This window comes from Curtobacterium sp. 8I-2, from assembly GCF_902506155.1.
In the GTDB taxonomy this organism is placed as follows: Bacteria; Actinomycetota; Actinomycetes; order Actinomycetales; family Microbacteriaceae; genus Curtobacterium; species Curtobacterium poinsettiae.
This window is the reverse complement of sequence record NZ_LR732827.1, coordinates 2,603,618-2,630,293: the sequence shown is the minus strand read 5'-3', so window position 1 is coordinate 2,630,293 and position 26,676 is coordinate 2,603,618. Positions and strand designations below refer to the sequence as shown.

26 protein-coding genes and 1 tRNA gene are annotated in these 26,676 nt (G+C 70.3%); 3 read left to right on the top strand and 24 right to left on the bottom strand.

Going from position 1 to position 26,676, the window contains the following annotated elements; all coding sequences use genetic code 11:
* Positions 1-79: 79 nt before the first annotated feature.
* From BOSE127_RS16195 to BOSE127_RS16125, 15 genes are all read right to left on the bottom strand, one after another.
* On the bottom strand, positions 80-901 hold the full coding sequence (locus BOSE127_RS16195; RefSeq protein ID WP_017885739.1) for a PP2C family protein-serine/threonine phosphatase: 822 nt from the start codon (positions 899-901) through the stop codon (positions 80-82).
* Between the two features lie 3 nt (positions 902-904).
* Positions 905-1,720 (bottom strand): FHA domain-containing protein, encoded by an 816-nt coding sequence (locus BOSE127_RS16190; protein WP_159557997.1) that lies wholly within the window; start codon positions 1,718-1,720, stop codon positions 905-907.
* 25 nt (positions 1,721-1,745) lie between these two features.
* Positions 1,746-2,303 carry a hypothetical protein gene (locus BOSE127_RS16185; RefSeq protein WP_017885741.1) on the bottom strand — a complete coding sequence of 186 codons (558 nt, stop codon included), beginning with the start codon at positions 2,301-2,303 and terminating at the stop codon, positions 1,746-1,748.
* A 108-nt stretch (positions 2,304-2,411) separates the two neighbouring features.
* On the bottom strand, positions 2,412-3,164 hold the full coding sequence (locus tag BOSE127_RS16180) for a YaaA family protein (protein WP_268892450.1): 753 nt from the start codon (positions 3,162-3,164) through the stop codon (positions 2,412-2,414).
* Positions 3,165-3,178: 14 nt separating this feature from the next.
* Positions 3,179-3,442 carry a F0F1 ATP synthase subunit epsilon gene (locus BOSE127_RS16175; RefSeq protein WP_017885743.1) on the bottom strand — a complete coding sequence of 88 codons (264 nt, stop codon included), beginning with the start codon at positions 3,440-3,442 and terminating at the stop codon, positions 3,179-3,181.
* A 1-nt stretch (position 3,443) separates the two neighbouring features.
* A complete protein-coding gene (gene atpD, locus BOSE127_RS16170) occupies positions 3,444-4,898 on the bottom strand; it encodes a F0F1 ATP synthase subunit beta (RefSeq protein ID WP_017885744.1) in 1,455 nt (484 codons plus the stop codon).
* A 47-nt stretch (positions 4,899-4,945) separates the two neighbouring features.
* A complete protein-coding gene (locus BOSE127_RS16165; RefSeq protein WP_017885745.1) occupies positions 4,946-5,848 on the bottom strand; it encodes a F0F1 ATP synthase subunit gamma in 903 nt (300 codons plus the stop codon).
* On the bottom strand, positions 5,849-7,477 hold the full coding sequence (atpA, locus tag BOSE127_RS16160) for a F0F1 ATP synthase subunit alpha (RefSeq protein WP_017885746.1): 1,629 nt from the start codon (positions 7,475-7,477) through the stop codon (positions 5,849-5,851).
* A gap of 108 nt (positions 7,478-7,585) precedes the next feature.
* Positions 7,586-8,380 (bottom strand): F0F1 ATP synthase subunit delta, encoded by a 795-nt coding sequence (locus BOSE127_RS16155; protein WP_031259114.1) that lies wholly within the window; start codon positions 8,378-8,380, stop codon positions 7,586-7,588.
* A 2-nt stretch (positions 8,381-8,382) separates the two neighbouring features.
* Positions 8,383-8,937, bottom strand: a complete 555-nt coding sequence (locus BOSE127_RS16150) for a F0F1 ATP synthase subunit B (protein WP_017885748.1) — start codon at positions 8,935-8,937, stop codon at positions 8,383-8,385.
* Between the two features lie 9 nt (positions 8,938-8,946).
* Positions 8,947-9,189, bottom strand: coding sequence for an ATP synthase F0 subunit C (atpE, locus tag BOSE127_RS16145; RefSeq protein WP_017885749.1), 243 nt, complete (start codon positions 9,187-9,189; stop codon positions 8,947-8,949).
* 61 nt (positions 9,190-9,250) lie between these two features.
* On the bottom strand, positions 9,251-10,111 hold the full coding sequence (gene atpB, locus BOSE127_RS16140; RefSeq protein ID WP_017885750.1) for a F0F1 ATP synthase subunit A: 861 nt from the start codon (positions 10,109-10,111) through the stop codon (positions 9,251-9,253).
* Positions 10,112-10,218: 107 nt separating this feature from the next.
* Positions 10,219-10,710 (bottom strand): hypothetical protein, encoded by a 492-nt coding sequence (locus tag BOSE127_RS16135; RefSeq protein ID WP_017885751.1) that lies wholly within the window; start codon positions 10,708-10,710, stop codon positions 10,219-10,221.
* Entirely contained in the window at positions 10,707-11,933 is a 1,227-nt protein-coding gene (locus BOSE127_RS16130; protein ID WP_017885752.1) for an MraY family glycosyltransferase, read from the bottom strand. The genes BOSE127_RS16135 and BOSE127_RS16130 overlap by 4 nt, the downstream gene beginning before the upstream one ends.
* Entirely contained in the window at positions 11,930-12,604 is a 675-nt protein-coding gene (locus BOSE127_RS16125) for an L-threonylcarbamoyladenylate synthase (protein ID WP_017885753.1), read from the bottom strand. Before BOSE127_RS16125 ends, BOSE127_RS16130 begins: the two co-directional genes overlap by 4 nt.
* Before the next feature lie 37 nt (positions 12,605-12,641).
* Between BOSE127_RS16125 and BOSE127_RS16120 the strand changes: the two genes are divergently transcribed.
* Positions 12,642-13,292, top strand: a complete 651-nt coding sequence (locus BOSE127_RS16120; RefSeq protein WP_159557995.1) for an HAD family hydrolase — start codon at positions 12,642-12,644, stop codon at positions 13,290-13,292.
* A gap of 153 nt (positions 13,293-13,445) precedes the next feature.
* Here the strand turns inward: BOSE127_RS16120 and prmC are convergent, their stop codons facing one another.
* The 9 genes from prmC to argS all read right to left on the bottom strand — a co-directional run bounded on the left by prmC (position 13,446) and on the right by argS (position 25,584).
* Complete coding sequence (gene prmC / locus BOSE127_RS16115) at positions 13,446-14,333, bottom strand: peptide chain release factor N(5)-glutamine methyltransferase (protein ID WP_159558219.1); 888 nt, start codon at positions 14,331-14,333, stop codon at positions 13,446-13,448.
* 14 nt (positions 14,334-14,347) lie between these two features.
* The gene (gene prfA, locus BOSE127_RS16110) at positions 14,348-15,430 is read right to left on the bottom strand and encodes a peptide chain release factor 1 (protein ID WP_017885756.1); all 1,083 of its coding nucleotides are present in this window, start codon (positions 15,428-15,430) and stop codon (positions 14,348-14,350) included.
* Positions 15,431-15,433: 3 nt separating this feature from the next.
* On the bottom strand, positions 15,434-17,764 hold the full coding sequence (gene rho / locus BOSE127_RS16105) for a transcription termination factor Rho (RefSeq protein ID WP_159557993.1): 2,331 nt from the start codon (positions 17,762-17,764) through the stop codon (positions 15,434-15,436).
* A 179-nt stretch (positions 17,765-17,943) separates the two neighbouring features.
* On the bottom strand, positions 17,944-18,882 hold the full coding sequence (thrB, locus tag BOSE127_RS16100) for a homoserine kinase (protein ID WP_071251731.1): 939 nt from the start codon (positions 18,880-18,882) through the stop codon (positions 17,944-17,946).
* A gap of 77 nt (positions 18,883-18,959) precedes the next feature.
* On the bottom strand, positions 18,960-20,039 hold the full coding sequence (gene thrC / locus BOSE127_RS16095) for a threonine synthase (protein ID WP_017885759.1): 1,080 nt from the start codon (positions 20,037-20,039) through the stop codon (positions 18,960-18,962).
* A 92-nt stretch (positions 20,040-20,131) separates the two neighbouring features.
* Positions 20,132-21,439 (bottom strand): homoserine dehydrogenase, encoded by a 1,308-nt coding sequence (locus BOSE127_RS16090; RefSeq protein ID WP_017885760.1) that lies wholly within the window; start codon positions 21,437-21,439, stop codon positions 20,132-20,134.
* A 65-nt stretch (positions 21,440-21,504) separates the two neighbouring features.
* Positions 21,505-22,926, bottom strand: coding sequence for a diaminopimelate decarboxylase (gene lysA, locus BOSE127_RS16085; protein WP_056068836.1), 1,422 nt, complete (start codon positions 22,924-22,926; stop codon positions 21,505-21,507).
* Between the two features lie 59 nt (positions 22,927-22,985).
* Positions 22,986-23,741: an LmeA family phospholipid-binding protein gene (locus tag BOSE127_RS16080; RefSeq protein ID WP_017885762.1), complete on the bottom strand. Its 756-nt coding sequence runs from the start codon at positions 23,739-23,741 to the stop codon at positions 22,986-22,988.
* A gap of 172 nt (positions 23,742-23,913) precedes the next feature.
* Complete coding sequence (gene argS, locus BOSE127_RS16075; RefSeq protein WP_017885763.1) at positions 23,914-25,584, bottom strand: arginine--tRNA ligase; 1,671 nt, start codon at positions 25,582-25,584, stop codon at positions 23,914-23,916.
* Positions 25,585-25,643: 59 nt separating this feature from the next.
* On the opposite strand from argS, the gene BOSE127_RS16070 reads away from it, so the two are divergent.
* Positions 25,644-26,219, top strand: a complete 576-nt coding sequence (locus BOSE127_RS16070) for a hypothetical protein (RefSeq protein WP_042539469.1) — start codon at positions 25,644-25,646, stop codon at positions 26,217-26,219.
* Between the two features lie 243 nt (positions 26,220-26,462).
* A tRNA-Arg gene (locus BOSE127_RS16065) sits at positions 26,463-26,534 on the top strand.
* The last annotated feature ends 142 nt before the right edge of the window (positions 26,535-26,676 follow it).

Sequence of the window (26,676 nt, the reverse complement as noted above, 5' to 3'; positions counted from 1 at the left end):
ATTGTACGAAGCGTGGGTGACCGACATTCCGCACGTCGGTCCCCCACCGGTCGACGTGTTCCCCCAGTTCGGGGGCCAGCTAGTGCCGCGGCAGCGTGTCCTCGAGGTCACCGTCGTCCGGTGCGGCGTCGACCTGCAGCACCACCACGGTGACGTTGTCCCGGCCCCCGGCCACGACGGCGTCGCCGACCAGGCGCTCCGCCAGGTCCTGCGCGCCCGGCTCGCGTGCGGCGATCCGGGCGATGCCGGCGTCGCCGAGCTCCTTGGTCAGCCCGTCCGAGCAGACGATGTAGCGGTCACCGGCCCGCAGGGGCAGGGTCCACCAGTCCGGCGCCGGCGGCTCACCGAAGCCGACGGCTCGCGTGATGACGTTGCTGTCGGGGTGCTGTTCGGCGTCCTCGGCCCGCAACAGGCCGGCGTCCACCATCTCCTGCACCACCGAGTGGTCGACGGTGACGCGACGGAGCACGCCGTCCTCGATGCGGTAGGTACGCGAGTCGCCGACGTTGAACACGAGCGCCGCGGGCTGCCCGAGCGACGCCACGAGTGCGATCCCGGTGACCGTGGTACCTGCGCCGATGGCGTTGCCGCCGGCTGCACGCTCGATGTCGGCCGTCGCCAGGAGCAGGGCACGCTGGATGCCCTGCCGCGTGGTGAACGGTTCCGCGGTGACCTGTTCGAGCCGACGCACGACCGCGTCGCTGGCGCGGTCGCCTGCCAGGTGCCCGCCCATGCCGTCGGCGACGACGAAGAACGGCGCACCGACGATGTAGCTGTCCTCGTTGTGGTCACGCCGTCGACCGACGTCGGTCGCGGCTCCCCACGAGAGCGTCAGGGTGGCGCCGTCGGCACCGGGGACGTCGATGGCGTGCGCAGTGGCTGCTCGGCCGAGTTCGGTCACGTGTCAGGATCGCTCTCTGGTGGGTCGGGGCGTGCCGTGTGCTGTCTGATCGGAGGGCCACGGGAGAACCGGAGGCGCCCCCTCTGCCGTCGGTGCGACCCGGAGGTACGGCGAGAGGACCTCGATGGCGTTGCCGTCACCGATCTCGACTACCGTACCCGTCAGCGCGACGATCGACGCACCCGAAGCCATGCGGTAGGCGGGTGCACCGGCCGGGCGGACGACCGTCCCGTTGGTGGACCGGAGGTCCTGCACGACGACGGCCTCGCCCTCGGCGTGCATCCGCACGTGCGATGAGGACACCTGTCCGTACACCGACCGCACGGTCACGAGTTCGGGCTGCGGACCGCGGGTGACCCGCGGCAGCGACGGCCGTCGGCCGATGACCACCGGGTGGTCGAGCCGGAAGGTGCGGTCGCCGATGCGGATGGACGGCACGCGTGCCGTCGGCGCTGCGGGGACCGACGGCACGGTCGGGAGGCCCGGGGCAGCACCCACGGACGGGCCCGGCCCGGCGCCCGGTCGCGCTGGCAGCCGGACGACGGTGTCCTCCGGATCGGCGTCGTCAGCCGGCGCCGGCACCCGGACGGCGCCGTCGTGTCCGGGCCGGATGACGGTGTCGCCGAGGACCCCGTCGTCGGACGCGGACGCCGGGTCCGCTCCGGTGCCGGAACCGCCCGGTGCTGCGCCACGGATGACCGTGTCGCCGATGGCGTCGGCCGTCCGGTCACCGCCCGGCGATCGTCGGGGTCGCCGGATGACGGTGTCCTCGATGTCGTCGTCGCGCAACCGGAGCCCTCCCAGTGTGGTCTCCCCCACCGTAGACGATCCTGTCGACCCCAGGTCATCGCCGCTCCCACGACGGCCCACTGCCGGCGATGACCGAGCGCAGGACCAGCCCCGCGAGCGGGTCGTCCGCGCGGGTCTCGAGGGCGTAGCGTGCCCGGGTCTCCGCCCGTGCCCACGATCCGAGCGCCCAGGCGCACCACGCCCCGAGCGACAGGGCACCCGCAGCGCCCGACGAGCCGTCGAACGGGCCGTCCTGTGCCCGCCACAGCCGCCAGGCATCAGCACACCGATCCCCTGCGAGCCGGACCCTGGCACGGTCGGGCGCTGGGCCGAACCCGTGGAGCGCCGGCGGCGTCGGATCGGCGAAGGGGTCGAACACGCGGATCGACCGGGGATCCGGTGCGCCCTGTGCCGCGATGAAGGGGACCAGGGCCATCCGGGGCGCGAGCGCGCCGCACGCTGTCACCACGGCCGTCGCAGCGGCCGTCGACAGGTCGGCACGACCGGGCGCGACCAGCGCGGCCGCCGCGGCGGGGAGGGTGACCGCAGCGGCGATCTCGCGAGGGTAACGGACTGCGGAACCGGGGTCGGACTGTGCCGTGAGAGGGATCATGCACGTCATCGAAACGTGCTGCGGGCCTCCAGGCAGGGGCGCCCCGGCCATCTGTGGACCGGAGCGCCACTGACGACGCTTGTGGAGGACGGACCGGGCGGGTCCCGCTCAGGCCGTGACGGGCTCCAGGCTCTCGGCGACCAGATCCCAGCCGCCCTCGTTCGGTTCGACGACGACACCGTGCGCAGCAGCCCACTCGACCAGGTCGCCCATGCTGCCGATGCTCGCACCGGTGCGGGCGAGCAGCGCCACCAGGCGACCCTTCGCCGTCTTGTTCCAGTGGTTCAGGGCTCGACGACGGCCGGAGCCGTCGACGCTCACCACCCGTGGTGCCACCGCTCCGGGCACGGGGCCGAGCTGCCGGTACCCCTCGGACCGCAGGTCGAGCACCAGGCCGTCCGCACGGGTCAGCAGGGAACGGGTCGACACCGCCGGCCAGTGCGCGGCCAACCGGATCGAACCGAGCCGCGAGTCGTGCGACAGCCGGTACGCCGGGATCGGGTCCCCCGCACCGATCGGCCCGAACATCGCGGACTGCACGATCACGTGCTCCGCCCACCACTCCCGGGTCGCAGCGTCCGCGTCCTGGGCGCCCAACGGGTCGTACAGGACCCCCGTGTACCGCTCGATCGCAGGCATGGTGCCCGAGGTCTCGAGCTCGAGGTTCCGGAGACGCTCGGCGATCGACTTCGGACCGAGCTTGAGTGCCGTCCTGGCCGCGGACTCCTCGGAACTGACGAAGCGGGCCGCGGTGATCACCGCGGCCCGCTCATCGGCCAGTTCCGGGAACGAGAGCGCACGCAGATCGAGCGTGCGACTCATGTCCCCGCCCTCCCGCTTCGTCTCCGAAGGCGGGAGCAGGACGGTCAGTCCGGTCAGGACGCCAGCGCGGCCTGCCGCGCGACGATCGTCACCGTGTCGTGCTCGACCGACAGGAAGCCGTCCTCGGCGTCGACCGCGACGGTCGACCCATCGGCCCGCGTGATGCGGACCTGACCCTGCGCCAGGATCGCGAGCATCGGCTCGTGTCCGGCGAGGATGCCGATCTGGCCCTCTGTCGTCCGTGCGACGACCATGGTGGTGTCGCCCGACCAGACCTCACGGTCAGCCGAGACGACGCTCACGTTGAGACCCGCCATGTCAGCGGTTCTCCTTCTGGATCTGCGCCCACTTCTCTTCCACGTCGTTGATGCCACCGACGTTGAAGAACGCCTGGGTCGCAACGTGGTCGAACTCGCCGTCGGCGATGGCACGGAAGGACTCGATGGTGTCCTTGAGGGGCACCGTGGAGCCCTCGACACCCGTGAACTTCTTCGCCATGTAGGTGTTCTGCGAGAGGAACTGCTGGATACGACGAGCGCGCTCGACGGTGATCTTGTCCTCTTCGGAGAGCTCGTCGACACCGAGGATGGCGATGATCTCCTGCAGTTCCTTGTTCTTCTGGAGGATCTGCTTGACGCGCGTGGCCGTCTCGTAGTGGTCGGCACCCAGGTAACGCGGGTCCATGATGCGCGACGTCGACGCCAGCGGGTCGATCGCGGGGTACAGACCCTGCGACGCGATCTCACGGGAGAGCTCGGTCGTCGCGTCGAGGTGCGCGAACGTGGTGGCCGGAGCCGGGTCGGTGTAGTCGTCAGCCGGCACGTAGATCGCCTGCAGCGAGGTGATCGAGTGACCACGCGTCGAGGTGATGCGCTCCTGGAGCACACCCATCTCGTCGGCGAGGTTGGGCTGGTAGCCCACGGCGGACGGCATGCGACCGAGCAGCGTCGAGACCTCGGAGCCGGCCTGCGTGAAGCGGAAGATGTTGTCGATGAAGAGGAGCACGTCCTGCTTCTGGACATCGCGGAAGTACTCCGCCATCGTCAGCGCCGACAGGGCCACGCGGAGACGCGTTCCCGGCGGCTCGTCCATCTGGCCGAACACGAGGGCCGTCTTGTCGAAGACACCCGCCTCTTCCATCTCACCGATGAGGTCGTTGCCCTCACGGGTGCGCTCACCGACACCGGCGAACACCGACACACCGCCGTGGTCCTGCGCGACGCGCTGGATCATCTCCTGGATGAGGACGGTCTTGCCGACGCCCGCACCACCGAAGAGGCCGATCTTGCCACCCTGCACGTACGGGGTGAGGAGGTCGATGGACTTGATGCCGGTCTCGAACATCGAGGTCTTGGACTCGAGCTGGTCGAAGGCCGGGGCCTTGCGGTGGATCGGCCAGCGCTCGGTGATCTCGAGCTTCTCGTCCGTGTTGAGCACGTTGCCGAGGACGTCGAAGACCTTGCCCTTGGTGACGTCGCCGACGGGGACCGAGATCGGAGCGCCCGAGTCACGGACCTCCTGGCCACGGACCAGGCCGTCGGTCGGCTTCAGGGAGATGGCACGAACGAGGTCGTCGCCGAGGTGCTGCGCGACCTCGAGGCCGATCTCCTGCGACGAGTCACCGATGGTGATGGTCGTGAACAGGAGGTTGTACATCTCCGGGATTGCGTCGTGGGGGAACTCGATGTCGACGACGGGGCCCGTGACGCGGGCGATCCGGCCGACACCGGGCGCCGACGACGTCTCGACCGCGGTGGTTGCGGTGTCGGTCATGGCTGGTGCCTTCCTGAGGGTGGGTATCTGTCCGCGAACGACGCGGACTACTTCTTCTTCGACGAGAGGGCGTCGGCGCCGCCGACGATCTCGGAGATCTGCTGGGTGATCTCCGCCTGACGCGCGTTGTTCGCGAGTCGGGTGAAGTCACGGATCAGCGAGTCGGCGTTGTCGCTGGCCGCCTTCATCGCCTTCTGCCGTGCGGCGTGCTCGGAAGCAGCCGACTGCAGCATGGCGTTGAAGATGCGGCTCTCGATGTAGACCGGGAGCAGCGAGTCGAGCACCGCGTCGGCGTCCGGCTCGAACTCGTAGAGCGGCAGGGGCTCGTTGCCCTCGGGCTCATCGATGCCCTCGACGACCTCGAGGGGCAGCAGGCGAACGACCTGGGGCTCCTGGGTCGCCAGGCTGATGAACCGGTTGAACACGATGTGGATCTCGTCCACGCCGCCCGCAGCGGTGTCCTGGAGGAACTTCGCCACGACGGCGTCGCCGATCTCCTTGGCCGTCGAGAACTCCGGCTGGTCGGTGTTGCCGACCCACTGCTGCTCGGACGGACGCTCACGGAACGCGAAGTACCCGACGGACTTGCGACCGACCAGGTAGTAGACGACGTCCTTGCCCTCGCTGCGGAGCAGGGAGGCGAGCTCCTCGCCCTGCTTGAGGACGTTCGTGCTGAACGCACCGTTCAGGCCGCGGTCCGAGGTGAAGAGCACGACGGCTGCACGGGTCGACGACTCCGGCTCGGTGGTCAGCACGTGGTCGACGTTCGAGAACGTCGCCACGGCCGACACCGCACGCGTGACGGCCCGCGAGTACGGACCGGACGCAGCCATACGGGCCTGCGCCTTCTGGATCCGCGACGCCGAGATCAGCTCCATCGCGCGGGTGACCTTCTTCGTGGTCTTCGCCGACTTGATCCGCTGGCGGTAGACCCGGACCTGCGCTGCCATCTAGCGACGACCCTTGACGATCTGCTCCTGGTCGACGTCCTCGGCCTCGGCCGCGTCGAACTGCTCGGAGCCGAGGGTCTTGCCGTCGCTCGTCTGGAAGCTCTTCGTGAACTCGTCGATCTGCTTGTCCATCTCGGCGACGGTGTCGTCGCTGAGCTGGTTCGTCTCGCGCAGGGTCGTGAGCACGTCGGAGTTGCGACGCAGGTGGTCGAGCAGCTCGGACTCGAAGCGGAGCACGTCCGGCACCGGGACGGTGTCGAGCTTGCCGTTCGTGCCGGCCCAGATCGAGACGACCTGCTCCTCGACCGGGTACGGCGAGTACTGCGGCTGCTTGAGGAGCTCGGTCAGACGTGCACCGCGCTCCAGCTGACGACGCGACGCCTGGTCGAGGTCGGACGCGAACATCGCGAACGCCTCGAGCGAGCGGTACTGCGCCAGCTCGAGCTTCAGCGTGCCGGACACCTTCTTGATCGACTTCACCTGGGCGTCACCACCGACGCGGGACACCGAGATGCCCACGTCGACGGCCGGACGCTGGTTCGCGTTGAAGAGGTCCGACTGCAGGAAGATCTGGCCGTCGGTGATGGAGATGACGTTGGTCGGGATGTACGCCGAGACGTCGTTCGCCTTGGTCTCGATGATCGGGAGACCCGTCATCGAGCCCGCGCCGAGCTCGTCGGACAGCTTCGCGCAACGCTCCAGCAGACGGGAGTGCAGGTAGAAGACGTCACCCGGGTAGGCCTCGCGGCCCGGCGGACGACGCAGCAGGAGCGACACCGCACGGTAGGCCTCGGCCTGCTTCGACAGGTCATCGAAGATGATGAGGACGTGCTTGCCCTGGTACATCCAGTGCTGGCCGATGGCCGAACCGGTGTACGGGGCGAGGTACTTGAAGCCGGCCGGGTCGGAGGCCGGGGCGGCGACGATGGTGGTGTACTCCATCGCACCGGCGTCCTCGAGCGCACCCTTGACGGAGGCGATCGTGGAGCCCTTCTGGCCGATGGCGACGTAGATGCAGCGGACCTGCTTGTCCTCGTCGCCGGACTCCCAGTTGGCCTTCTGGTTGATGATCGTGTCGATCGCGATGGCCGTCTTGCCGGTCTGGCGGTCGCCGATGATCAGCTGACGCTGACCACGGCCGACGGGGATCATCGCGTCGATGGCCTTGATGCCGGTCTGCAGCGGCTGGTGGACCGACTTGCGGGCCATGACGCCGGGGGCCTGCAGCTCGAGGGCACGACGGCCTTCGGCTGCGATCTCGCCGAGACCGTCGATCGGGGCGCCGAGCGGGTCGACGACGCGACCGAGGAAGGCGTCGCCGACGGGGGCGGAGAGGACCTCACCCGTGCGGGTGACCTCCATGCCCTCTTCGATGCCGCCGAACTCGCCGAGCACGATGGCGCCGATCGAGTCCTCATCGAGGTTCTGCGCCAGGCCGAGCGTGCCGTCCGCGAAGCGGATGAGCTCGTTCGCCATGACGCCGGGGAGACCCTCGACGTGGGCGATGCCGTCACCGGCGTCGGTGACGTGCCCGACCTCGGCCGTGGAGGCCTTCGTCGGCTCGTAGTTCGAGACGAAGTCCTTCAGGGCATCACGGATCTCATCGGGGCTGATGGTGATGTCTGCCATGGGATTTTCCTTGTGGTTTTCCGGGGCCCTTCGGCTCCGAGAGGGTGACGCTGCCGAACTCGGCAGTTCCCGTTGTGGACTTGGGGAGGAGCGGCTTCGACCGTACGCCTAGCCGGCGAGCTGGAGCCGGAGCTCCGAGAGTCGCGTGGACACGGTGCCGTCGATGACGTCGCCGCCGATCTGCACCCGGACCCCGCCGACGACCGTGGGGTCGACGACCTGGTTGATGCTGATGTCCTTGCCGTACCGCTCGGATAGACCGCGCGTGACGCGGGCCGACTGGGCGGGGGTCAGGTGCGTCGCCGTGACGACCGTCGCGACGAGCTTGCCGGCCTGCTCGGCCACGATGCGCGATGCGTCGCGGACGATCTCACCGATGCGACGACCACGGGGCTGCTGCACCAGGGACGACACGATGATGACCGTCTGCTCCGACGCCTTGGCACCGAGGAGCCGCTCGACGAGCGCGCCCTTCTGCTCGGGGCTGCCGAGCTTGGTGCCGAGCGCCAGCTCGAGTCCGGCGTCCGAACGGACGGCGGTCTCGAAGGCGAACAACTCCGACTCGATCGACGAGTCCGGACCCGCGGTGGCGGCGACGGCGCGGATGCCCGCGTCCTCGATGCCGGCGAGCAGGTCCTGCTGCGAGGACCAGCGCGAGCCGGCCACCGCGGTCAGGACCGCACGCGTCGCGTCCGACTGTCCGGCGAAGACACGGTCGATGAGGACCTTCTTGCCGGCCGCGTCGGCCGTGGGGTCGGACAGCAGCCCGAGCAGCTGCGGCGCACCGGCGATCGCACGCCCGGAGGCGAGGATCTCGGCACCCGCGACCAGGCCGGCGCTCGGACCGAGGTCCGAGAGCACCGCCCTGGTGGACGCGAGTGCTTCTCTGGTAGCGCTGCGCATGCTCAGTGCTCCCCCGTCTTCGTGGCCTGCGAGGCCTCGAGGTCGGCGAGGAAGCGGTCGACCACTGCGGTGGACTTGGCGTCGTCCTTGAGGGACTCACCGATCACGCCGGACGCGAGGTCCAGCGCGAGGGTGCCAACTTCGGACCGGAGTGCCTGGACGGCGCTCTGGCGCTCGGCCTCGATCTGCGCCTGGGCGTTGGCCGTGATGCGTGCTGCATCGGCGGTCGCCTGCTCGCGGACTTCGTTGCCGATCGCCGTGGCGTCGGCGCGGGCCTGCTCACGGATGCGCGATGCCTCGGCACGTGCATCAGCGAGCTGCTTGTTGTACTCCTCGAGCGCAGCAGCGGCCTGCTCCTGAGCGGCCTCGGCCTTCTTGATGCCGCCCTCGATGGCCTCGGTGCGCTCATCGAGCATCTTCGTGATGCGCGGCGTGACGACACGCCACATCACCAGGAAGATGATGACGAAGGCAAGCGCCGACCAGACGACGTCGTACAACGGCGGGATCAGCGGGTTGTGCGTCTCCTCCGCCGCGATGATGAGTGCGTTGTGCATCGAGGAGCCTTAGTTGGTGCCGGTGAAGATGAAGTACGTGGCGATACCGATGAAGGCCAGGGCCTCGGTGAAGGCGATACCGATGTACATGAGGGTCGTCAGGCGGCCCTGGAGCTCGGGCTGGCGAGCGACGGACTCGATCGTCTTACCGACGACGATGCCGACGCCGATGGCCGGGCCGATCGCTGCGAGGCCGTAGCCAACCGTCGCGATGTTGCCGTTGATCTCCGCGAGAACGGTCGTTGCGTCCACGTGTTTTCCTTTCGAGGTGCGGGTCCGACGGTCGTCGGTCCCGTAGGGGGTCAGTGAGGAATCAGTGCTCGTCAGCCAGCGCCAGCTGGATGTAGACGGCGGTGAGGAGCATGAAGACGTAGGCCTGCAGCAGCGCGACGAGGACCTCGAAGAAGCTGAACGCGATGCCGAACGCGATGGTCCCGACGCCGAAGGCCTTGAAGCCGAGCGAAGCGTCGAAGAAGAAGAACTGCGTGGCCGAGAAGAACAGCACGAGGAGCAGGTGCCCCACGACCATGTTCATCAGGAGTCGCAGCGTCAGGGTGACGGGACGGAGCACGAAGGTCGAGACGAGCTCGATCGGCGTCACGATGATGTAGAGGAACCACGGCACACCGGGCGGGAAGAGCGAGTTCCGGAGGAACGTGCCCGGGTGCTTGCGGAGACCGGCGTAGATGAACGCGACGTACGCGACGATCGCCAGGATCATCGGCATCGCGATGCGACTGGTCCCGCCGAGGTTCATGAACGGCACCAGACCGGTCAGGTTCATGAACAGCACGCCGAAGAAGATCGTCGCCAGGAGCGGCAGGAAGCGCTTGCCGTCCTTCTCGCCGAGGTTGTCGAAGGTGTTGCGGCGGACGACGTCGAACGCGTACTCGATGAACGCCTGACCGCGGTTCGGCACGAGCTTCAGTGCACGGGTACCCACGAACGCGAACACCAGGAGCACGGCGACGGCGAAGAATCGGATGAGGACGAGCCGATCGATCTCGAACGGCGTCCCTGCCCACAGAAGAGCATCGGGGAAGAACTCGTTGATCGACGGACCATGGAACTCGGCGGCCTTGCTGCTCCCCGCCGCGACGGTGTCAACCGCAGCGGAGAGGGACAGGGGAAGAGCGTGGGATAGCAGCGCTGTCTCCTGTGTCGGCGCGCGCACATCATGGCACGCGATGGTGGACGTTGTGGAGGCTCGCCCGCCCCGAGCGAAAGGCTCCGGTAGCGGACTTCGAGAAGCCTATCAGGTGCGAGAGGCTTCCCGGCTTCTCAGACGCGGGGGGTCGGGTTCCCAGCGTCCGCGGAGTCGTCGAGACCGTCGCCCGGCAGCCGGACGTCGATCGGGGTGCGGGCCTTCGCGACCGCGACGACGTCGATCACCAAGGAGCCGACGACCCCCGCGATGATCACGATCGCCAGCACCGGGAAGTCGACCCAGTCGCGGTCCCTGAGCAGGACCAGCAGCACGATGAAGACGATGAACTTCAGCAGCCAGGTGCCCATCACGATCCCGAAGAACGCACCCGAGATCATCTGGCCCTTCGACACCCGCAGCGCGACGAGGACACTGACCGCGGTGAGGCCGAGGAACACGACGCTCAGCACCGCGCCGAGCAGTCCCCCGACCAGCCCGGGGCCGTCCGCGACGAGGAACCCGATGAGTCCGCCGACGACCGCCAGGGCGACGGCGAGGACCGCTCCCCAGGTGATGATGCGGCGGAACACCGGCCGGACGTGGTCGAGCGCGTTCGGTGCGGTCACGTGATGTCTCCAGGGATCGTGCGGTCGTTGGCGGCCCGGTCGAGCGGGTCGAGGCTGGCGTCCACCACGGCGGCGGAGCGGTTCGCGGTCTGCGCGGCGATCTCGGCGCGCTTCCGGCCGAGCGGCGCGAACGTCGCGACGGCGCAGACGGTGAAGCCGACGGACACGAAGACGACGACCCAGTACCAGTCCACGAAGAGGAACAGCAGGCACCCGAAGGCGACGGTCGCGGTCCAGGCGTAGAAGATCAGCACCGCGTGGAAGTGCGAGTGCCCCATGTCGAGCAGGCGGTGGTGCAGGTGCTTCCGGTCGGCCGAGAACGGCGACTTCCCCGCGCTGAGCCGTCGGGTGACCGCGAGCCCGAAGTCCAGGATCGGGACGATCAGGATCGCGAACGGCAGCAGGATCGGGATGAACGCCGGCAGCAGCGCCTGGCGTGTCTGGACCGCCGCCGGGTCGATGTTGCCCGTGACCGAGACCGCGCTCGTGGCCATCAGGAACCCGACGAGCAGCGCGCCGGCATCCCCCATGAAGAGCTTCGCGGGGTGCCAGTTCAGGATGAGGAAGCCGAAGCAGGCCCCGACGAGGACCGCGGTGAGCAGCGACGGCAGGTTGAAGAAGAACTCGGTCTGCACGACCACGCGGTTGATGAAGAACGTGTAGAGGAAGAACACGCCGCCGGCGATGATCGCGACACCGGCCACCAGCCCGTCGAGCCCGTCGATGAAGTTCACCGCGTTCATCACGAGCACCACCGCCAGCACGGTGAAGATCAGGCTCATGTACGACGAGCCGACGCCCAGCGTGTTGCCGATCGGCAGCGACACGATCGCGACGCCCTGCCAGGCGAGGATGCCCGCCGCGATGATCTGCCCGGCGAGCTTCGTCATCCAGTCGAGGTCCCAGATGTCGTCCGCGACGCCGAGGACCACGATGATCGTCGCTCCCCCGAGCACCGCGAGCACACGGCCCGGCTCGGAGAACACCAACCGGAAGTAGTCGGTCCCCGCGATCGACGGGAACAGGAACCAGGCCGCCAGCAGCGAGACGATGACGCCGATGTACATCGCGATGCCGCCGAGCCGCGGCGTCGGGGTGCGGTGCACGTCCCGCTCGCGGACCTGCGGGTACCACTTGTACTTCAGCCCGAGCTTCCAGACGATCAGGCTCATCACGAAGCTCACGACCGCGGCGATGGCCCCCGCGAGCAGGTAGTACTTCATGTGACGAGGTCGGCTCCGACGACCCGGATGATCTCCTCGTCGGGGATCACCCCGTGCCGGACGATGCGGAGCTTCCCGCCGTCCGACAGCCCGGTGGCGTCGACGATGGTCGACCCCGTGCTGGCCTCGAAGCCGTCGTGCACCTCGATCGGCCCGCCGTCCAGGTAGATCGCGACGCTGTCACCGAGCATGCGTTCGGCGGCGTCGACGTCCATCGCGGCCGGGTCGCCCGTGGAGTTCGCGGACGAGACCGCCAGGGGCCCGACCTCCTGCAAGAGCTCGAGGGCGATCCGTGAGTCCGGCATCCGCAGGGCGACCGTGCCCCGCGTCTCGCCGAGGTCCCAGTCGAGCGACGGCTGGGCATGCAGGATGACGGTCAGCCCGCCGGGCCAGAACTCGGCCACCAGGTCGCGCACCGGCTGCGGGACGTCGCTGGCGAGTGCGTCGAGCGTGGGCGGACCGGGGATGAGCACGGGCGGCGGGGACTGCCGTGTGCGGCCCTTCGCGTCGAGCAGCCGCTGCACGGCGGTCGCGCTGAAGGCGTCCGCGGCGAGGCCGTAGACGGTGTCGGTGGGGACCACGACGAGCTCTCCGCGTCCGAGGGCGGCGCGTGCGAGCCGCATCCCGGTCAGGAGCCCGTCGGAGTCGGTGCAGTCGTATCGGGATGCCATGACTCGACGATGATAGTGCGACACAATGGTGGACATCGTGAACGAGACGCCTGCACCCCCGCTCCTGTTCCTCTTCGACATGGACGACGTCCTGGTCCGGTACGACTGGAAGGTGCGCATGGCCGCACTCTCCGAGTTCACCGGACACGCGTTCCAGGAGCTCCGACGCCGCTGGTGGGACTGCGGTCACGAGATGCGCGCCGAGGCCGGTGGGTTCGCGGACGGCGACGAGTACCTCGCTGCGTTCGAGCGCGCGATGGAGTGCGACGTCCCCGAGGCCGACTGGGCCCGGATCCGCGGCGCCGCGATGACCGAGCTGCCGGAACGCATCGAGGCGGTCCGGATCGCGAGCGAGCACGGGCGTGTCGGGCTGCTCACCAACAACGGTCCGCTCGCCGGCCGGTGGATCCACGAGTGGGCACCGTCCCTGCCCGAGGTCTTCGGCGAGCACCTCGACACGACGAGCAACTTCGGCGCCCGGAAGCCCGAGCCCGAGGTCTTCCAGCGCGCGATCGCCCACCACGGGGTCCCCGCGGAGCGCACCTTCTTCGCCGACGACATGCCCGAGAACATCGCCGGTGCGCGGAGCGTCGGCATCCACGCGGTGCTGGTCGAGCACGACACCGACCTTCGCGAGCACGTCCGCGCCTTCGTCGCGGCGCAGCGCGAGACCTCCCCCGTCGCCTGACGAGCGCTCACACCCGCCGACACGCCGTCGTCTTGTCAGGACGCCGCCAGACACCGCGGCGTCTCGCGCACATCGCGGCGTCTCACCGACACGACGGCGTCTCACCGCAGCCGACGGCGGGCGAGGACGGCCTGGAGGCGCGGCTCACCCCGCCTAGCGCGTCGCGGTGGTCATGCGGTCGCGACCCGTCAGGTCGACGTGCGTCTCCGGGGTGCGGAACCCCCGGCCCGCCAGGACCTGCCGGACGCCGGCGCCCTGCGGCTCGGCGTGCTCGATGACCAGTGCTCCCCCGGGCACCAGCAACCGCCAGGCCGTCTCGGCGAGGGCGCGCACGGCGTCGAGGCCGTCCGGCCCACCGTAGAGCGCCATCGCCGGGTCGTGGTCGCGGACCTCGGGGTCGACCGGGATCGCGTCGTCCGGCACGTACGGCGGGTTCGACACGACGACGGAGACGGTGCCGTCGAGTTCCGGCAGCGCGTCGGCGAGGTCGCCCTCGACGAGCCGCACGGTCCCGCCGTGGGCGTCGACGTTGCACCGGGTCCAGGGCAGCGCCTCGGGCGACCGCTCGACGGCGTAGACCACGGCGTTCGGCACCTCGGTGTCCATCGCGATCGCGATCGCACCGCTTCCGGAGCCCAGGTCGACGGCGATCGGCTCGGGCACGGCGGTCGCGCGGAGGGCGTCGATGCCGAACTGCACGACGCCCTCGGTCTCCGGACGGGGCACGAACACGCCCGGTCCGACCGCCAGGGTGAGCGCACGGAAGTACGCCTGCCCGGTGATGTGCTGCAGCGGCTCACGGGTGGCGCGGCGGGCGACCGCGTGCCGGAAGCGCTCGACGTGCTCCGGGGCGATGCCGCCGCCGATCAGCGCCCGGGCCTGGACAGCACCGCGCGAGGTGTCGGTCGCCCAGGCGAGCAGCAGCTCGGCGTCGACCCGGGGCGTGGGGACGCCGACGGCGACGAGCGCCGCGGTCGCCTGCTCGAGCAGGCGATCCGCGGCGAACGTGCGGGACCCGTCGGAGCCGCCGCGGGCCTCCAGTCCGGTCACGCCGATCAGGCGTCCTGGTCGCCGATGGCGGCCAGCCGTGCCTCTTCGTCCGCCTGGATGGCGGACTGGATGACGGGCTCGAGGGCACCGTTCATCACGCGGTCGAGGTCGTACGCCTTGTAGCCGGTGCGGTGGTCCGCGATCCGGTTCTCCGGGAAGTTGTACGTGCGGATGCGCTCCGAACGGTCCATCCCGCGGATCTGCGACTTGCGCGCGTCCGAGGCGATCGCGTCGAGCTCCTCCTGCTGGCGCGCGAGGATGCGTGCACGGAGCACGCGCATGCCGGCCTCACGGTTCTGCAGCTGCGACTTCTCGTTCTGCATCGCCACCGTGATGCCCGTGGGCAGGTGGGTGATGCGGACCGCGGAGTCCGTCGTGTTGACGGACTGGCCGCCCGGACCGGAGGACCGGTAGACGTCGATCTTCAGGTCGTTCTGGTTGATCTGGACCTCTTCGGGCTCGTCCACCTCGGGGAACACCAGCACGCCGGTGGTCGAGGTGTGGATGCGCCCCTGCGACTCGGTCTGCGGCACACGCTGGACGCGGTGCACACCGCCCTCGTACTTCAGGTGTGCCCAGACGCCCTGGGACGGGTCGGTCGTGTTCGACTTGATCGCGACCTGGACGTCCTTGTAGCCACCCAGGTCGGACTCGGTGCGCTCGAGGAGCTCGACCTTCCAGCCCTTGGTCTCGGCGTAGTGCGAGTACATGCGCAGGAGGTCGGCCGCGAACAGCGCCGATTCCTCGCCGCCCTCGCCGCCCTTGATCTCCATGATGACGTCGCGGCCGTCGTCCGGGTCGCGCGGGATGAGCAGCCGCCGGAGACGCTCCTGGCGCTCCGACAGCTGCTCCTCGAGCCCGGGGACCTCGTCCGCGAACGCCGCGTCCTCACGCGCGAGTTCCTGGGCGGCGGCGAGGTCGTCCCCCGCCGCCTGCCAGGCCTCGTACGCGGACTTGATCTGGTTGAGCTCGGCGTACCGCCGGTTCACCTTCTTCGCCCGGGCCGCATCGGCGTGGAGCGCGGGGTCCGACAGCTGCTGCGTCAGGTCCTCGTGTTCCGCCAGCAGCCCCGCTACCGACTCGAACACGCGTTACTCCTGGTGGCCGTTGTGGTGGGCGCCGGTCGAGGGGACCGACTTCTGCACCTGCACCAGGAACTCGACGTTCGACTGCGTCTCCTTGAGGTTCCGCAGCACGATCTCGAGGGCCTGCTGCGGGTCGAGCCCGGCGAGGGCCCGGCGCAGACGCCAGGTGATCTTGACCTCGTCCGCGGAGAGCAGCTGCTCCTCGCGACGGGTACCAGAGGCGTTCACGTCGACCGCGGGGAAGATCCGCTTGTCGGCGAGGTGACGGTTCAGGCGGAGCTCCATGTTGCCGGTGCCCTTGAACTCCTCGAAGATGACCTCGTCCATCTTGGAGCCGGTCTCGACGAGCGCGGTCGCGAGGATGGTCAGCGAGCCGCCGTCCTCGATGTTGCGCGCGGCGCCGAAGAAGCGCTTCGGCGGGTAGAGCGCCGCCGAGTCGACGCCACCGGAGAGCACGCGGCCCGACGGCGGGGTCGACAGGTTGTACGCACGGCCCAGGCGCGTGATCGAGTCGAGCAGCAGCACGACGTCGTGGCCCAGCTCCACCAGGCGCTTCGCACGCTCGATGGCGAGCTCGGCGACGGTGGTGTGGTCCTCGGCGGGACGGTCGAAGGTCGAGGCGATGACCTCGCCCTTCACCGTGCGCTGCATGTCGGTGACCTCTTCGGGCCGCTCGTCGACGAGGACGACCATCAGGTGCGCCTCGGGGTTGTTCTTGGCGACGGCGTTCGCGATGGCCTGCAGCACGACGGTCTTGCCGGCCTTCGGCGGGGACACGATGAGACCGCGCTGGCCCTTGCCGATCGGCGACACGAGGTCGATGATGCGGGTCGACAGCTTGCCCGGCTCCGTCTCGAGGCGCAGGCGCTCGTTCGGGTACAGCGGGGTGAGGTCGTTGAAGTCGACACGGGCCGCGGCCTCGTCGGCGGACTGGCCGTTGATCGACTCGACGGCCACGAGCGCGTTGTACTTCTGACGGCTCTGCTGCTCGCCGTCACGCGGCTGCTTGATCGAACCGACGACGGCGTCGCCCTTGCGCAGGTGGTACTTCTTCACCTGGCCGAGGGAGACGTAGACGTCGCTCGGGCCCGGCAGGTAGCCGGTGGTGCGGACGAACGCGTAGTTGTCGAGGACGTCGAGGATGCCCGCGATCGGGATCAGGACGTCGTCCTCGTTGACCTCGGGCTCGAAGTCGTCGTTCTGGCCGCCACGGCCGCGCTTGCGGTCGCGCTGGCGACGGCTGCGGCCGCTCTCGGCCTCGTCGGCGTGCTGTTGCTGTTGCTGCTTCTGCTGGCCGCTGGTCTGCTGCTTCTGCTGACCGGCGTTCTGCTGCTTCTGGTCGGACTTGTCGTCCTGCTTGGCGTCGGCCTGCTTCGGCTGGTCGTTCTGCTTGCCGTTCTGCTGCTCGCCGCCGTTCTGCTTCTGCTGGTTCTGCTGGCCGCCGTTCTGCTGGCCGTTCTGCTGGCCGTTCTGGTCGGCGCCGTTCTGCTTCTGCTGGCCGCCGTTCTGGCCACCGTTCTGCTGGTCGGCGCCGTTCTGCTGCTCGCCGTTCTCGGCGTTCTGCCCACGGCCACGACCGCGACCACGGCTGCGACGACCGCGGCGCGAGCCGCCCTCGCCCTGCTCGGAGTTCTGGTCGCCCTGGTCGTTCTGGTCGCCGGACTCGTTCTGGTCCTGGTCGGCCTGCACGGCGGACGTCGGGGCCTGCTGGCTCTGCTGGCCCTGCTGCTGGGCAGCCTGGTTCGGCTGCTCGGCCTCGGCCGGTGCCGACGCCTGCTCGCCCTGCTCGGCGCCACGCTGCTCGGTGCGCTGCTCGGCGTTCCGCTGGCCACGGCCGCGGCGCTGCGAGCCGGACTGCGCGGCTTCCTGCGCGTCCTTCTCGGCGCGGACCTGGTCGAGCCCGGCGAGGAGGTCCTCGGTGCCGGTCTGACCGTGGTTGGTGTGCTCGGCGGCCGAGGTCGGTGCGGCGTTCACGGTGCCACCGGACGACGCACGGCGCGAACGACGGGCACGGCTCGGGGCTGCCGACTCGGCGGGTGCCTCGGAGTCGGCGACGGGGGCCTCGGCAGCGGGCTGCGCGGGCGTCTCGGCGGGTTCCGGCAGGGTCGGCTGCTCGGTGGCGGCCGGCTCGGCGGGGGTCTCGGGGACGACGGCGGCCGGGGCGGCCGGCGTCTCGTCGACGGGGCGCTTGTCCTCGATGGAGGCGATCAGGTCGCCCTTGCGGAGCTTGGAGAGCCCGGTGATGCCGAGCGAGGAGGCGATGCGCTGGAGCTCCGGAAGACGGAGGGCACGCAGGTCGCTGGGGATCTCCACCTGGGCGGAGTTGTTGTCGGTCAAGGTCGGTGTTTCCTTTCGAACCGCAGAACGCGGAGAGTTTCCACCGTCCCGGATGCAGTGAGCATCGACCGCCGTTCAGACGACGGATCGGGATTCGGTGATCAGAAAGAGATGCACACTCGCGCACCGGACCCTGCGACGTCGTAGGAGCTGTCCTGGAGGACGAGCGATCCGTACGGTTACGCGGGTTCGGCTTCGAGCGCCGAGTGCGCTGCCACTGTAGCACCACCGAGATCGACGGCCAGCATGAGCGGCCGCCAGTCGGATTCGGCGTGTCGCTGGACCAGGTCGGCGGCGGTCAGCCGCTGTGCCGGGTCGCTGCCGAGGACGAGCAGGCTCGGCCCCGCACCGGAGACCACCGCGGCCAGGCCGTGCTGCCGGAGCAGCCGGATCAGGGCGTCGGTCTCGGGCATGGCGCTGGCGCGGTACGCCTGGTGCAGACGGTCCTCGGTCGCGGCGAGCAACAGCTCGGGGCTCTGGATGAGCGCCGCGACGAGCAGCGCCGAGCGGGAGACGTTGAACGCGGCGTCGGCGTGCGGGACCTGCTCGGGCTGCAGGGAGCGCGCGAGCTTGGTGGAGAGCGTCGAGGTCGGCACGAACACCACCGGGGCGACACCGCGGTGCACCAGGAGCCGTTTGTACGCCGGGCCCTCGGCGGTCATCCACGCGATCGTCAGGCCGCCGAAGAGCGCCGGCGCGACGTTGTCCGGGTGGCCCTCCATCTCGGTGGCCAGGGTCAGGAGCGTCGAGGCGTCGAGGTCGACGATGCCCTCGAGCAGGCCGCGGGCCGCCATCAGCCCCGCGACGATCGCCGCGGCGGACGAGCCGAGACCGCGCCCGTGCGGGATCGCGTTCGTCGCGTGCAGCTCGAGGCCGGGCTGGTCGACACCGGCGTGTTCGAACCCTCGGCGGACGGCACGGACGACCAGGTTCGAGTCGTCGGTGGCGACCTCACCGGCGCCGACGCCCTCGACCGTGACGGTCGCGCCGGGTTCGGGGCGCACGCGCACCACGACCTCGTCGTAGAGCGAGAGCGCGAGGCCGAGCGAGTCGAAGCCGGGGCCGAGGTTCGCCGACGTGGCCGGCACCCGGACGCGGACCGTCGATCCGGCCGGCAGTGTCCGGACCGCCCGTCCGGCCGGTACAGCGCTGCGGGCGGTGACGCCCTCCCCCGGTCCGGACGAGCGGTCGGAGATCACTGCTCGCTGACCAGACCGAGCACGTCGGCGATCGACTTCGTGTCGACCGGCACGCTCGTCGGGGTGACCTCGCCGCCGTCCGGCGTGCGGAGGGCCCACTGCGGGTCCTTCAGGCCGTGACCCGTGACCGTGATGACGACCTTCGCGCCCTTCGGCACGACACCGGCGTCGGCGCGCTCGAGCAGCCCGGCGACACCGATCGCCGACGCGGGCTCGACGAAGACGCCGACCTCGGCCGACAGGATGCGGTGCGCGGCGAGGATGGCCTCGTCGCTGATCGCACCGAAGTAGCCGTCGGTCTCCTGCTGCGCCTCGAGCGCGAACTGCCACGAGGCCGGGTTGCCGATGCGGATGGCCGACGCGATGGTGTCCGGGTGCCGGACGACCTCGCCGTGCACGATCGGGGCGGAACCGGCGGCCTGGAACCCGAACATGCGGGGCAGCTTGGTGCTCCGACCGGCGGCGACGTCCTCGCGGTAGCCGCGCGAGTACGCGGTGTAGTTGCCCGCGTTGCCGACGGGCAGGAAGTGGAAGTCCGGTGCGTCACCGAGGACGTCGACGACCTCGAACGCGGCGGTCTTCTGCCCCTCGATGCGGTCGTTGTTGACGGAGTTGACGAGGTGCACCGGGTAGTTCGCCGCCAGGTCGCGGGCGATGTCGAGGCAGTCGTCGAAGTTGCCCTGCACCTGCAGCAGCTGGGCGTCGTGGGCGACGGCCTGGCTGAGCTTGCCCATGGCGATCTTGCCCTCGGGCACGAGCACCGCGGCGGTGATGCCGGCGTGCGTCGCGTACGCGGCGGCCGAGGCGCTGGTGTTGCCGGTCGAGGCGCAGATGACGGCCTTCGCGCCGTGCTCGACGGCCTTCGAGATCGCCATCGTCATGCCGCGGTCCTTGAACGAGCCCGTCGGGTTCATGCCCTCGAACTTCACGTAGACCTCGGCGCCGGTGCGCTCGGAGAGCCGACGAGCCGGGATGAGCGGCGTGCCGCCCTCACCGAGGGTGACGATGGGCGTCGCCTCGGTCACGTCGAGTCGGTCGGCGTACTCGCGCAGGACTCCCTGCCACTGGTGGGCCATCAGGCTTCTCTCTCTGTCCGGTGGGGTGGATCTGGTGGTGGTTCGGCTCGGCTCGGCGAGCCTGCTGGTCGGCCTGGAGGCCCGTGGTCGCGTCAGCGACCGACGACGCGCAGGACGCTGGTGACGTCCAGGACGACGTCCTCGCCGCGGAGGGCGACGACGGTGTCCGCGAGGTCGGCCTCGCGCGCCAGGTGGGTGCCGATGACGAGCGTCGCGGTCCCCTCGGCTGCGCCGGTGGTGGTCTGCTCGACCGTCTCGACGCTGACGCCGTGCTTGGCGAGCACGCCCGCGACGGTCGACAGCACGCCGGGTGCGTCCGTGACGTGCAGGGTGATCTGGTAGCTCGTGCGAACGGTGCCGATCGGGAACACCGGCAGCTCGGACTGCGTCGACTCGGCGACGCCCGGGCCACCGATGACGTGCCGACGAGCCGCGGAGACCAGGTCGCCGAGGACCGCCGAGGCCGTCTCGACGCCACCGGCACCCGCGCCGTAGAACATCAGGTCACCGGCGGCTTCAGCCTCGACGAACACGGCGTTCTTCGCTCCGTGCACGCTCGCGAGCGGGTGCGACTCGGGCACGAGGGCCGGGTAGACGCGGGCGCTGACGCCCTCGCGGCCGTCCTCGTCCGTCAGCCGCTCCGCGGTCGCCAGGATCTTCACGACGTAGCCGGCCTTGCGGGCGGCGCGGACCTGCTCGATCGTGACGTGGGTGATGCCCTCGCGGTGCACGGCGGCGAGCGGCACCGAGGTGTGGAACGCGAGCGAGGCCAGGATCGCGGCCTTCTGCGCGGCGTCGTAGCCCTCGATGTCGGCGGTCGGGTCGGCCTCGGCGTACCCGAGCTCCGTCGCGGTGGCCAGGGCGTCCTCGAACGTGGAACCCTTGCGGTCCATCAGGTCGAGGATGAAGTTGGTCGTGCCGTTGACGATGCCCATGATCCGGACGATGCGGTCACCGGCGAGCGAGTCGTGCAGCGGACGGATGATCGGGATCGCACCGGCCACGGCGGCCTCGTAGTAGAGCTGTGCACCGACCTGCTCGGCCGCGGCGAAGAGCTCCGGGCCGTGGGTGGCGAGCAGCGCCTTGTTGCCGGTGACGACGTCGGCGCCGGACTGCAGCGCCTGGAGCACGAGGGTGCGCGCCGGCTCGATGCCGCCGATGAGCTCGACGACGATGTCCGCGCCGAGGATGAGCGACGCAGCGTCCGTGGTGAAGAGCTCCGCCGGCAGGTCGACGTCGCGCTCCGCGTCCACGTCGCGCACGGCGATCCCGACGAGCTCCAGCCCGGCTCCGGCGCGCGAGGCCAGCTCGTCGCCGTGCTCGAGGAGCAGTCGCGCGACCTGGGAACCGACCGAGCCGGCCCCGAGCAGCGCGACACGGACGTTGCGGTATTCGATCATCTGGTAGCGGTTCCTGTCGATGGGGGCACGCCCTGCGGGGTGGGCGGACCCGGTCGGGTCGGGGGTCAGCGGCCGGTGCCCTCGGCGGGCACGGCGGCGACCCCGGTGTCACGGGCGAGCAGGTCGTCGATCGTCTCGCCCCGCACGAGGATACGGGCTGTGCCGTCCGCGACGGCGACGACCGGCGGGCGGCCCACGTGGTTGTAGTTGCTCGACAGCGCCCAGCAGTAGGCACCGGTGGCCGCCACGGCCAGCAGGTCGCCGCGCTGCACGTCGCCGGGCAGGTACTCGTCGTTCACCACGACGTCGCCGCTCTCGCAGTGCTTGCCGACGACGCGGCTCAGCACCGCTGGTGCGTCGGAGGTGCGGGCGAGCCGGGCCGTGTAGTCGGCGCCGTACAGGGCCGGACGGATGTTGTCGCTCATCCCGCCGTCGACCGAGACGTACGTGCGGGTCGCGCTGCCGCCGTCGTCGGTCTCGAGCGTGACGGGCTTGATCGTGCCGACGCGGTACAGCGTCACCCCGGGCGGGCCGATGACGTACCGGCCCGGCTCGACGGCGATGTCCGGCACCGGGATGCCGCGTTCGGCGCAGGCCTCGCCGATGATCGCGGCCAGTGCATCGGCGACGTCCTCGGGGGCGAACGCCGAGTCGGCCTCGGTGTAGTCGATGCCCCAGCCGCCGCCGAGGTTCAGCTCGGGCACCGGGCCGGTGGCGACGAGCGTCGCGTGCACGTCCATCAGCCGACGTGCGGCCTCGCGGAAGCCGGCGTCGTCGAAGATCTGCGAACCGATGTGCGAGTGCAGGCCGACGAAGGCGAGCGAGGGCTCGGCACGGACGGCTGCCGCGGCGTCGACGGCCTCGGACAGCGGGATGCCGAACTTCTGGTCCTCGCGAGCGGTCGCCAGGTACTCGTGGGTGGACGCGTGCACGCCGGTGTTGATCCGGATGCGCACACGCTGCACGACCCCGGCGTCGGCGGCGGCGCGGGCGACGCGCTGCACCTCTTCGTGGCTGTCGAGCACGATCGTGCCGACGCCGACCTCGACCGCGCGGGCGATCTCGGCGTCGGACTTGTCGTTGCCGTGGAAGCCGAGCCGACCGGGGTCGATGCCACCGGCCAGGGCGACCGCGAGCTCACCGGCGGTGCAGACGTCGACGCGCAGGTCCGCCTCGGCCATCCACGCGACCACCTGCGTCGTCAGGAACGCCTTGCCGGCGTAGTAGACGTGCGCGTGACTGCCGATGCGTTCGAAGGCCTCGGTGAAGGCGTTCCGCACCCGCACCGCACGGGACTGCACGTCACGCTCGTCGACGACGTACAGCGGCGTGCCGAACCGGGCGACCAGGTCGGTCGCGCTGATGCCACCGATCGCCAGGGTGCCGTCGTCGGTCCGCGTCGCGGACGCGGGCCAGATGCGGTCCACCAGTTCGGAGGCGTCCGTCGGGAACCGCAGCCGCGGCGGTGCAAGGGGGTTCTCGCTCACGGGACCCGATCCTACCGACGCGAGCCACGCCTCCCGGGCCGCGTTACGCACCCGTCCGCTCAGCGGCAGCTGCCGACGGTCCGCAGGCCGTCCTCGGTGAGCGGCAGCGCGTCCGCGGTGATGCGGACCGTCGCGTCCGACTTCGACACGTCGAGTGAGCGCACCCGCAGCGCCTCGGGCAGGAACTGCGCGGTGCAGACCTGCACCGGGACGCCGGTGACGCCCGGGATCGAGTCGACCTTCAGACCGAGGTCGGAGTTCGTGATCCGGACGCTCTCCGGGGTGATCGAGATACCGCGGCCGTCGTCCTGCGCGACGACGGCACCCTTGGCGGCGTAGGTGATGTCGTAGCCGAGCACCGACGACGACCCGGTCAGCTCGACCCCACCGTCGGCCAGGCTGAGGCGGTCGAAGAGCGGGCTGTACTTCGCCAGGTCCTTGACGCTCGACGACGCCAGGGTGACCGTGCCGTCGACGTCGCGGACGTCACCCTTGCCGTCCACCGGGACGTCCTGCGCAGTGACGTCGGCGGCGAGCGGGATGCCGTCGACCGTGAGCTTCTCCGAGGAGATCTCGACGCGATCGAGCGTGCCGCTGATGAGCTGCGGGATGACGATGCCCTCGGCGTGCGCGTCGACCTGGCCGGTCGTGCCGTCGGGCAGCGACTGCTCGACCTGCTGGGCGATGATCCGGTCGACGACGCCGCGCAGCACGAACTCGGCGACGACGACGAGGCCGGCGAGCACCACGACGAGCACGAGCAGGACGACGGGCCAGCGGCGGCGCTTGGTGGGGCGTTCGGTGGCTGCAGGCATGCGTCCTAGCCTGCCAGCCCGGTCTGCGGCGCAGCTGCAGCCGGGCGCGGCCAGGCGCGGCCGGGCTGCGGCCGGGCGCGGCCAGGACGCAAAACACCGGTGTTCGCGCTCGACACCCCGGGATGCGGGTGTTCGGTGCGCGAACACCGGTGTCTTGCGGAGAGGGCGACCGCTACATGCGGGACGGAGCCGACACGCCGAGCAGGCCGAGGCCGTTCCGGACGACCTGGCCGGTGGCGTCGTTCAGCCACAGGCGCGTGCGGTGCAGGTCGGTCACGGGCTCGTCGCCGAGGGGCGTGACGCGGCAGGAGTCGTACCAGCGGTGGTACAGGCCGGCCAGCTGCTCGATGTAGCGCGCGATGCGGTGCGGCTCGCGCAGCTCGGCGGCGTGCCGGACGACCCGCGGGTACTCGGCGAGGGCTCCGAGGAGCGCGCTCTCCGACTCGTGGGTCAGCAGCGAGGCGTCGAACACCGACCGGTCGACCCCGGCGGCCGCGGCGTTCCGGGCCACCGACTGGGTGCGGGCGTGGGCGTACTGCACGTAGAAGACGGGGTTGTCGTTCGTGCGCTTCGTGAGCAGGTCGAGGTCGATGTCGATCGCGGTGTCGCTGGCGAAGCGGACCAGGGCGTAGCGGCCGGCGTCGACACCGACGGCGTCGACCAGGTCCTCCATCGTGACGATGGTGCCGTTGCGCTTCGACATGCGCATCGGTTCGCCGTCCTTGAGCAGGTTGACCATCTGCCCGATCAGGATCTCGAGGTTCTTGCCCGGCTCGTCGCCGAACGCGGCGCACATCGCCATCAGCCGGCCGACGTAGCCGTGGTGGTCGGCGCCCAGCATGATCAGGTTGCGCTCGAACCCGCGCTCGCGCTTGTCGAGGTAGTACGCCAGGTCACCGGCGATGTACGCGGGTTCGCCGTCCGACTTGATGACGACGCGGTCGCGGTCGTCGCCGAAGTCGGTGGTGCGGAGCCACTCGGCGCCCTCGGCCTCGTACATCACACCGGCCGACCGCAGTCGGGCGATGGCACGCTCGACGGCCTTCGACTCGTGTAGCGCGTTCTCGTGGAAGTAGACGTCGAAGTCGACGCCGAAGTCATGCAGCGACGACTTGATGTCGGCGAACATGAAGTCGACGCCCTCGCGGCGGAAGAGCTCCTGCGCCTCGTCACGCGGCAGGTCGCGGACGTCGGTGCCCGGCTCGAGGGTCGCGATGACCCGTGCCGCGATCTCGGCGATGTAGGCGCCGCCGTAGCCGTCCTCGGGCGTCGGCTCACCGAGGGCGCTGGCCACGAGGGAGCGGGCGAAGCGGTCGATCTGCGCGCCGTGGTCGTTGAAGTAGTACTCGCGGGTGACGAGCCCGCCCTGCGCCTGGAACACGCGGGCCAGGCTGTCGCCGACCGCTGCCCAGCGCACGCCGCCCATGTGGATCGGACCGGTGGGGTTGGCGGAGACGAACTCCAGGTTGATCCGGACGCCGTCGTACAGGTCCCCGGTGCCGAAGGACTCGCCGCCGTCGACGATGGTGCGCGCGATCTCACCCGCGGCGGCGGCTTCGAGCGTGATGTTGATGAAGCCCGGGCCGGCGACGTCGACCGAGTCCACGCCGTCGAGCTCGGTCAGCTCACCGGCGATCTCGGTCGCGAGCTCGCGCGGGTTCGTGCCGAGCCGCTTCGCGAGCTGCATGGCCGCGTTCGAGGCCCAGTCACCGTGGGCGCGGTTCTTCGGACGCTCGAGCACCACGTGGGACTCCTCGATCGTCACGGTGTCGGACGCGCCTCGGCGCTCGACGATCCCGGTCAGGATCGACAGGTACGCGGCGGAGAGTTCGGCTGGAGTCACGAGGACCGATCCTACCGGGACGCCCAGGTCCGCACCGGTCGATGCAGCATCATGTCGGGATGACCCCCCGCAGCCGTGCCCGGGCGCTCACCGTCGCCACCCTCACCACCGCAGCAGCCGTCGTGCTCGCCGGGTGCTCGGGCGGCGGTGCCAGCACCCCGTCGGCCAGTGCGACCCCCGCGGGCAAGCCGGTGTCGCAGACCTGCGGTGAACTCCTGCCGATGAGCGCCCTGTCCGTGTACGGGCAGACCTTCGAGCTCGACGACTCGTTCACACCGGCGAAGGGCTCCCCCGCCGCGACCATCGCGAAGCAGCAGGGCCGCGTCTGCCGGTTCGTCAGCACCGACGCGGACGCCACGGCGATCACGTTCGCGGTCGCCGATCTGCCTGAGAAGTCGCTCACCAACCTGAAGGACGCCCTGTACGAGCGGGGCGGATCGGTCCCCACCTACCGCGTCGAGGGGTACTTCGCCCTGAACGGTGCCGTCGGCCGGGCGGATGCCTTCGCCGACCCGTACTGGATCACCGCGCAGTCGACGCTGTTCACCGAGCCGGGTGGGGCGCAGCCCGTCGTCGACGCGGTGCGGGCCGCGCTGCAGCCGTCCGCGACGGGGTCGGCGACGCCTGCGGGCTGACGCGCTCGGGCCGGCACGGTGCGCGATCCGCCACCTGGTGCGCGGTTGCGTGCCCGGTGCGCGCTTCCAGCGCCGCACGGAACGCAGAACCCCGCACCGGAACGCAACCCGCGCACCGTGCGGACGGGAGGCCCGTGGCGGGCCCGCACCGCGCCTCCAGACCGGCCGCCCCCCGCGTCCACTGCGCGACACGCGCTGTCCAGGACCACCCACCGGACCTGCTACGGTTGTTCACACCCCTTGGCCCCCATAGCTCAGGGGATAGAGCACTGCCCTCCGGAGGCAGGGGCGGAGGTTCGAATCCTCCTGGGGGCACTGGACACACCCGCGCAAGCAGACGTCTTCGCTGCGCTCTGTCGGCTGCGCACGATGTCGCCTGCGGCGACCTTCCCCCGTTGGGGCTCCTCGTCGAGTGAGCAGAACGCGACGGGTCGAGGCGGGTGACCCGACGTCTTCT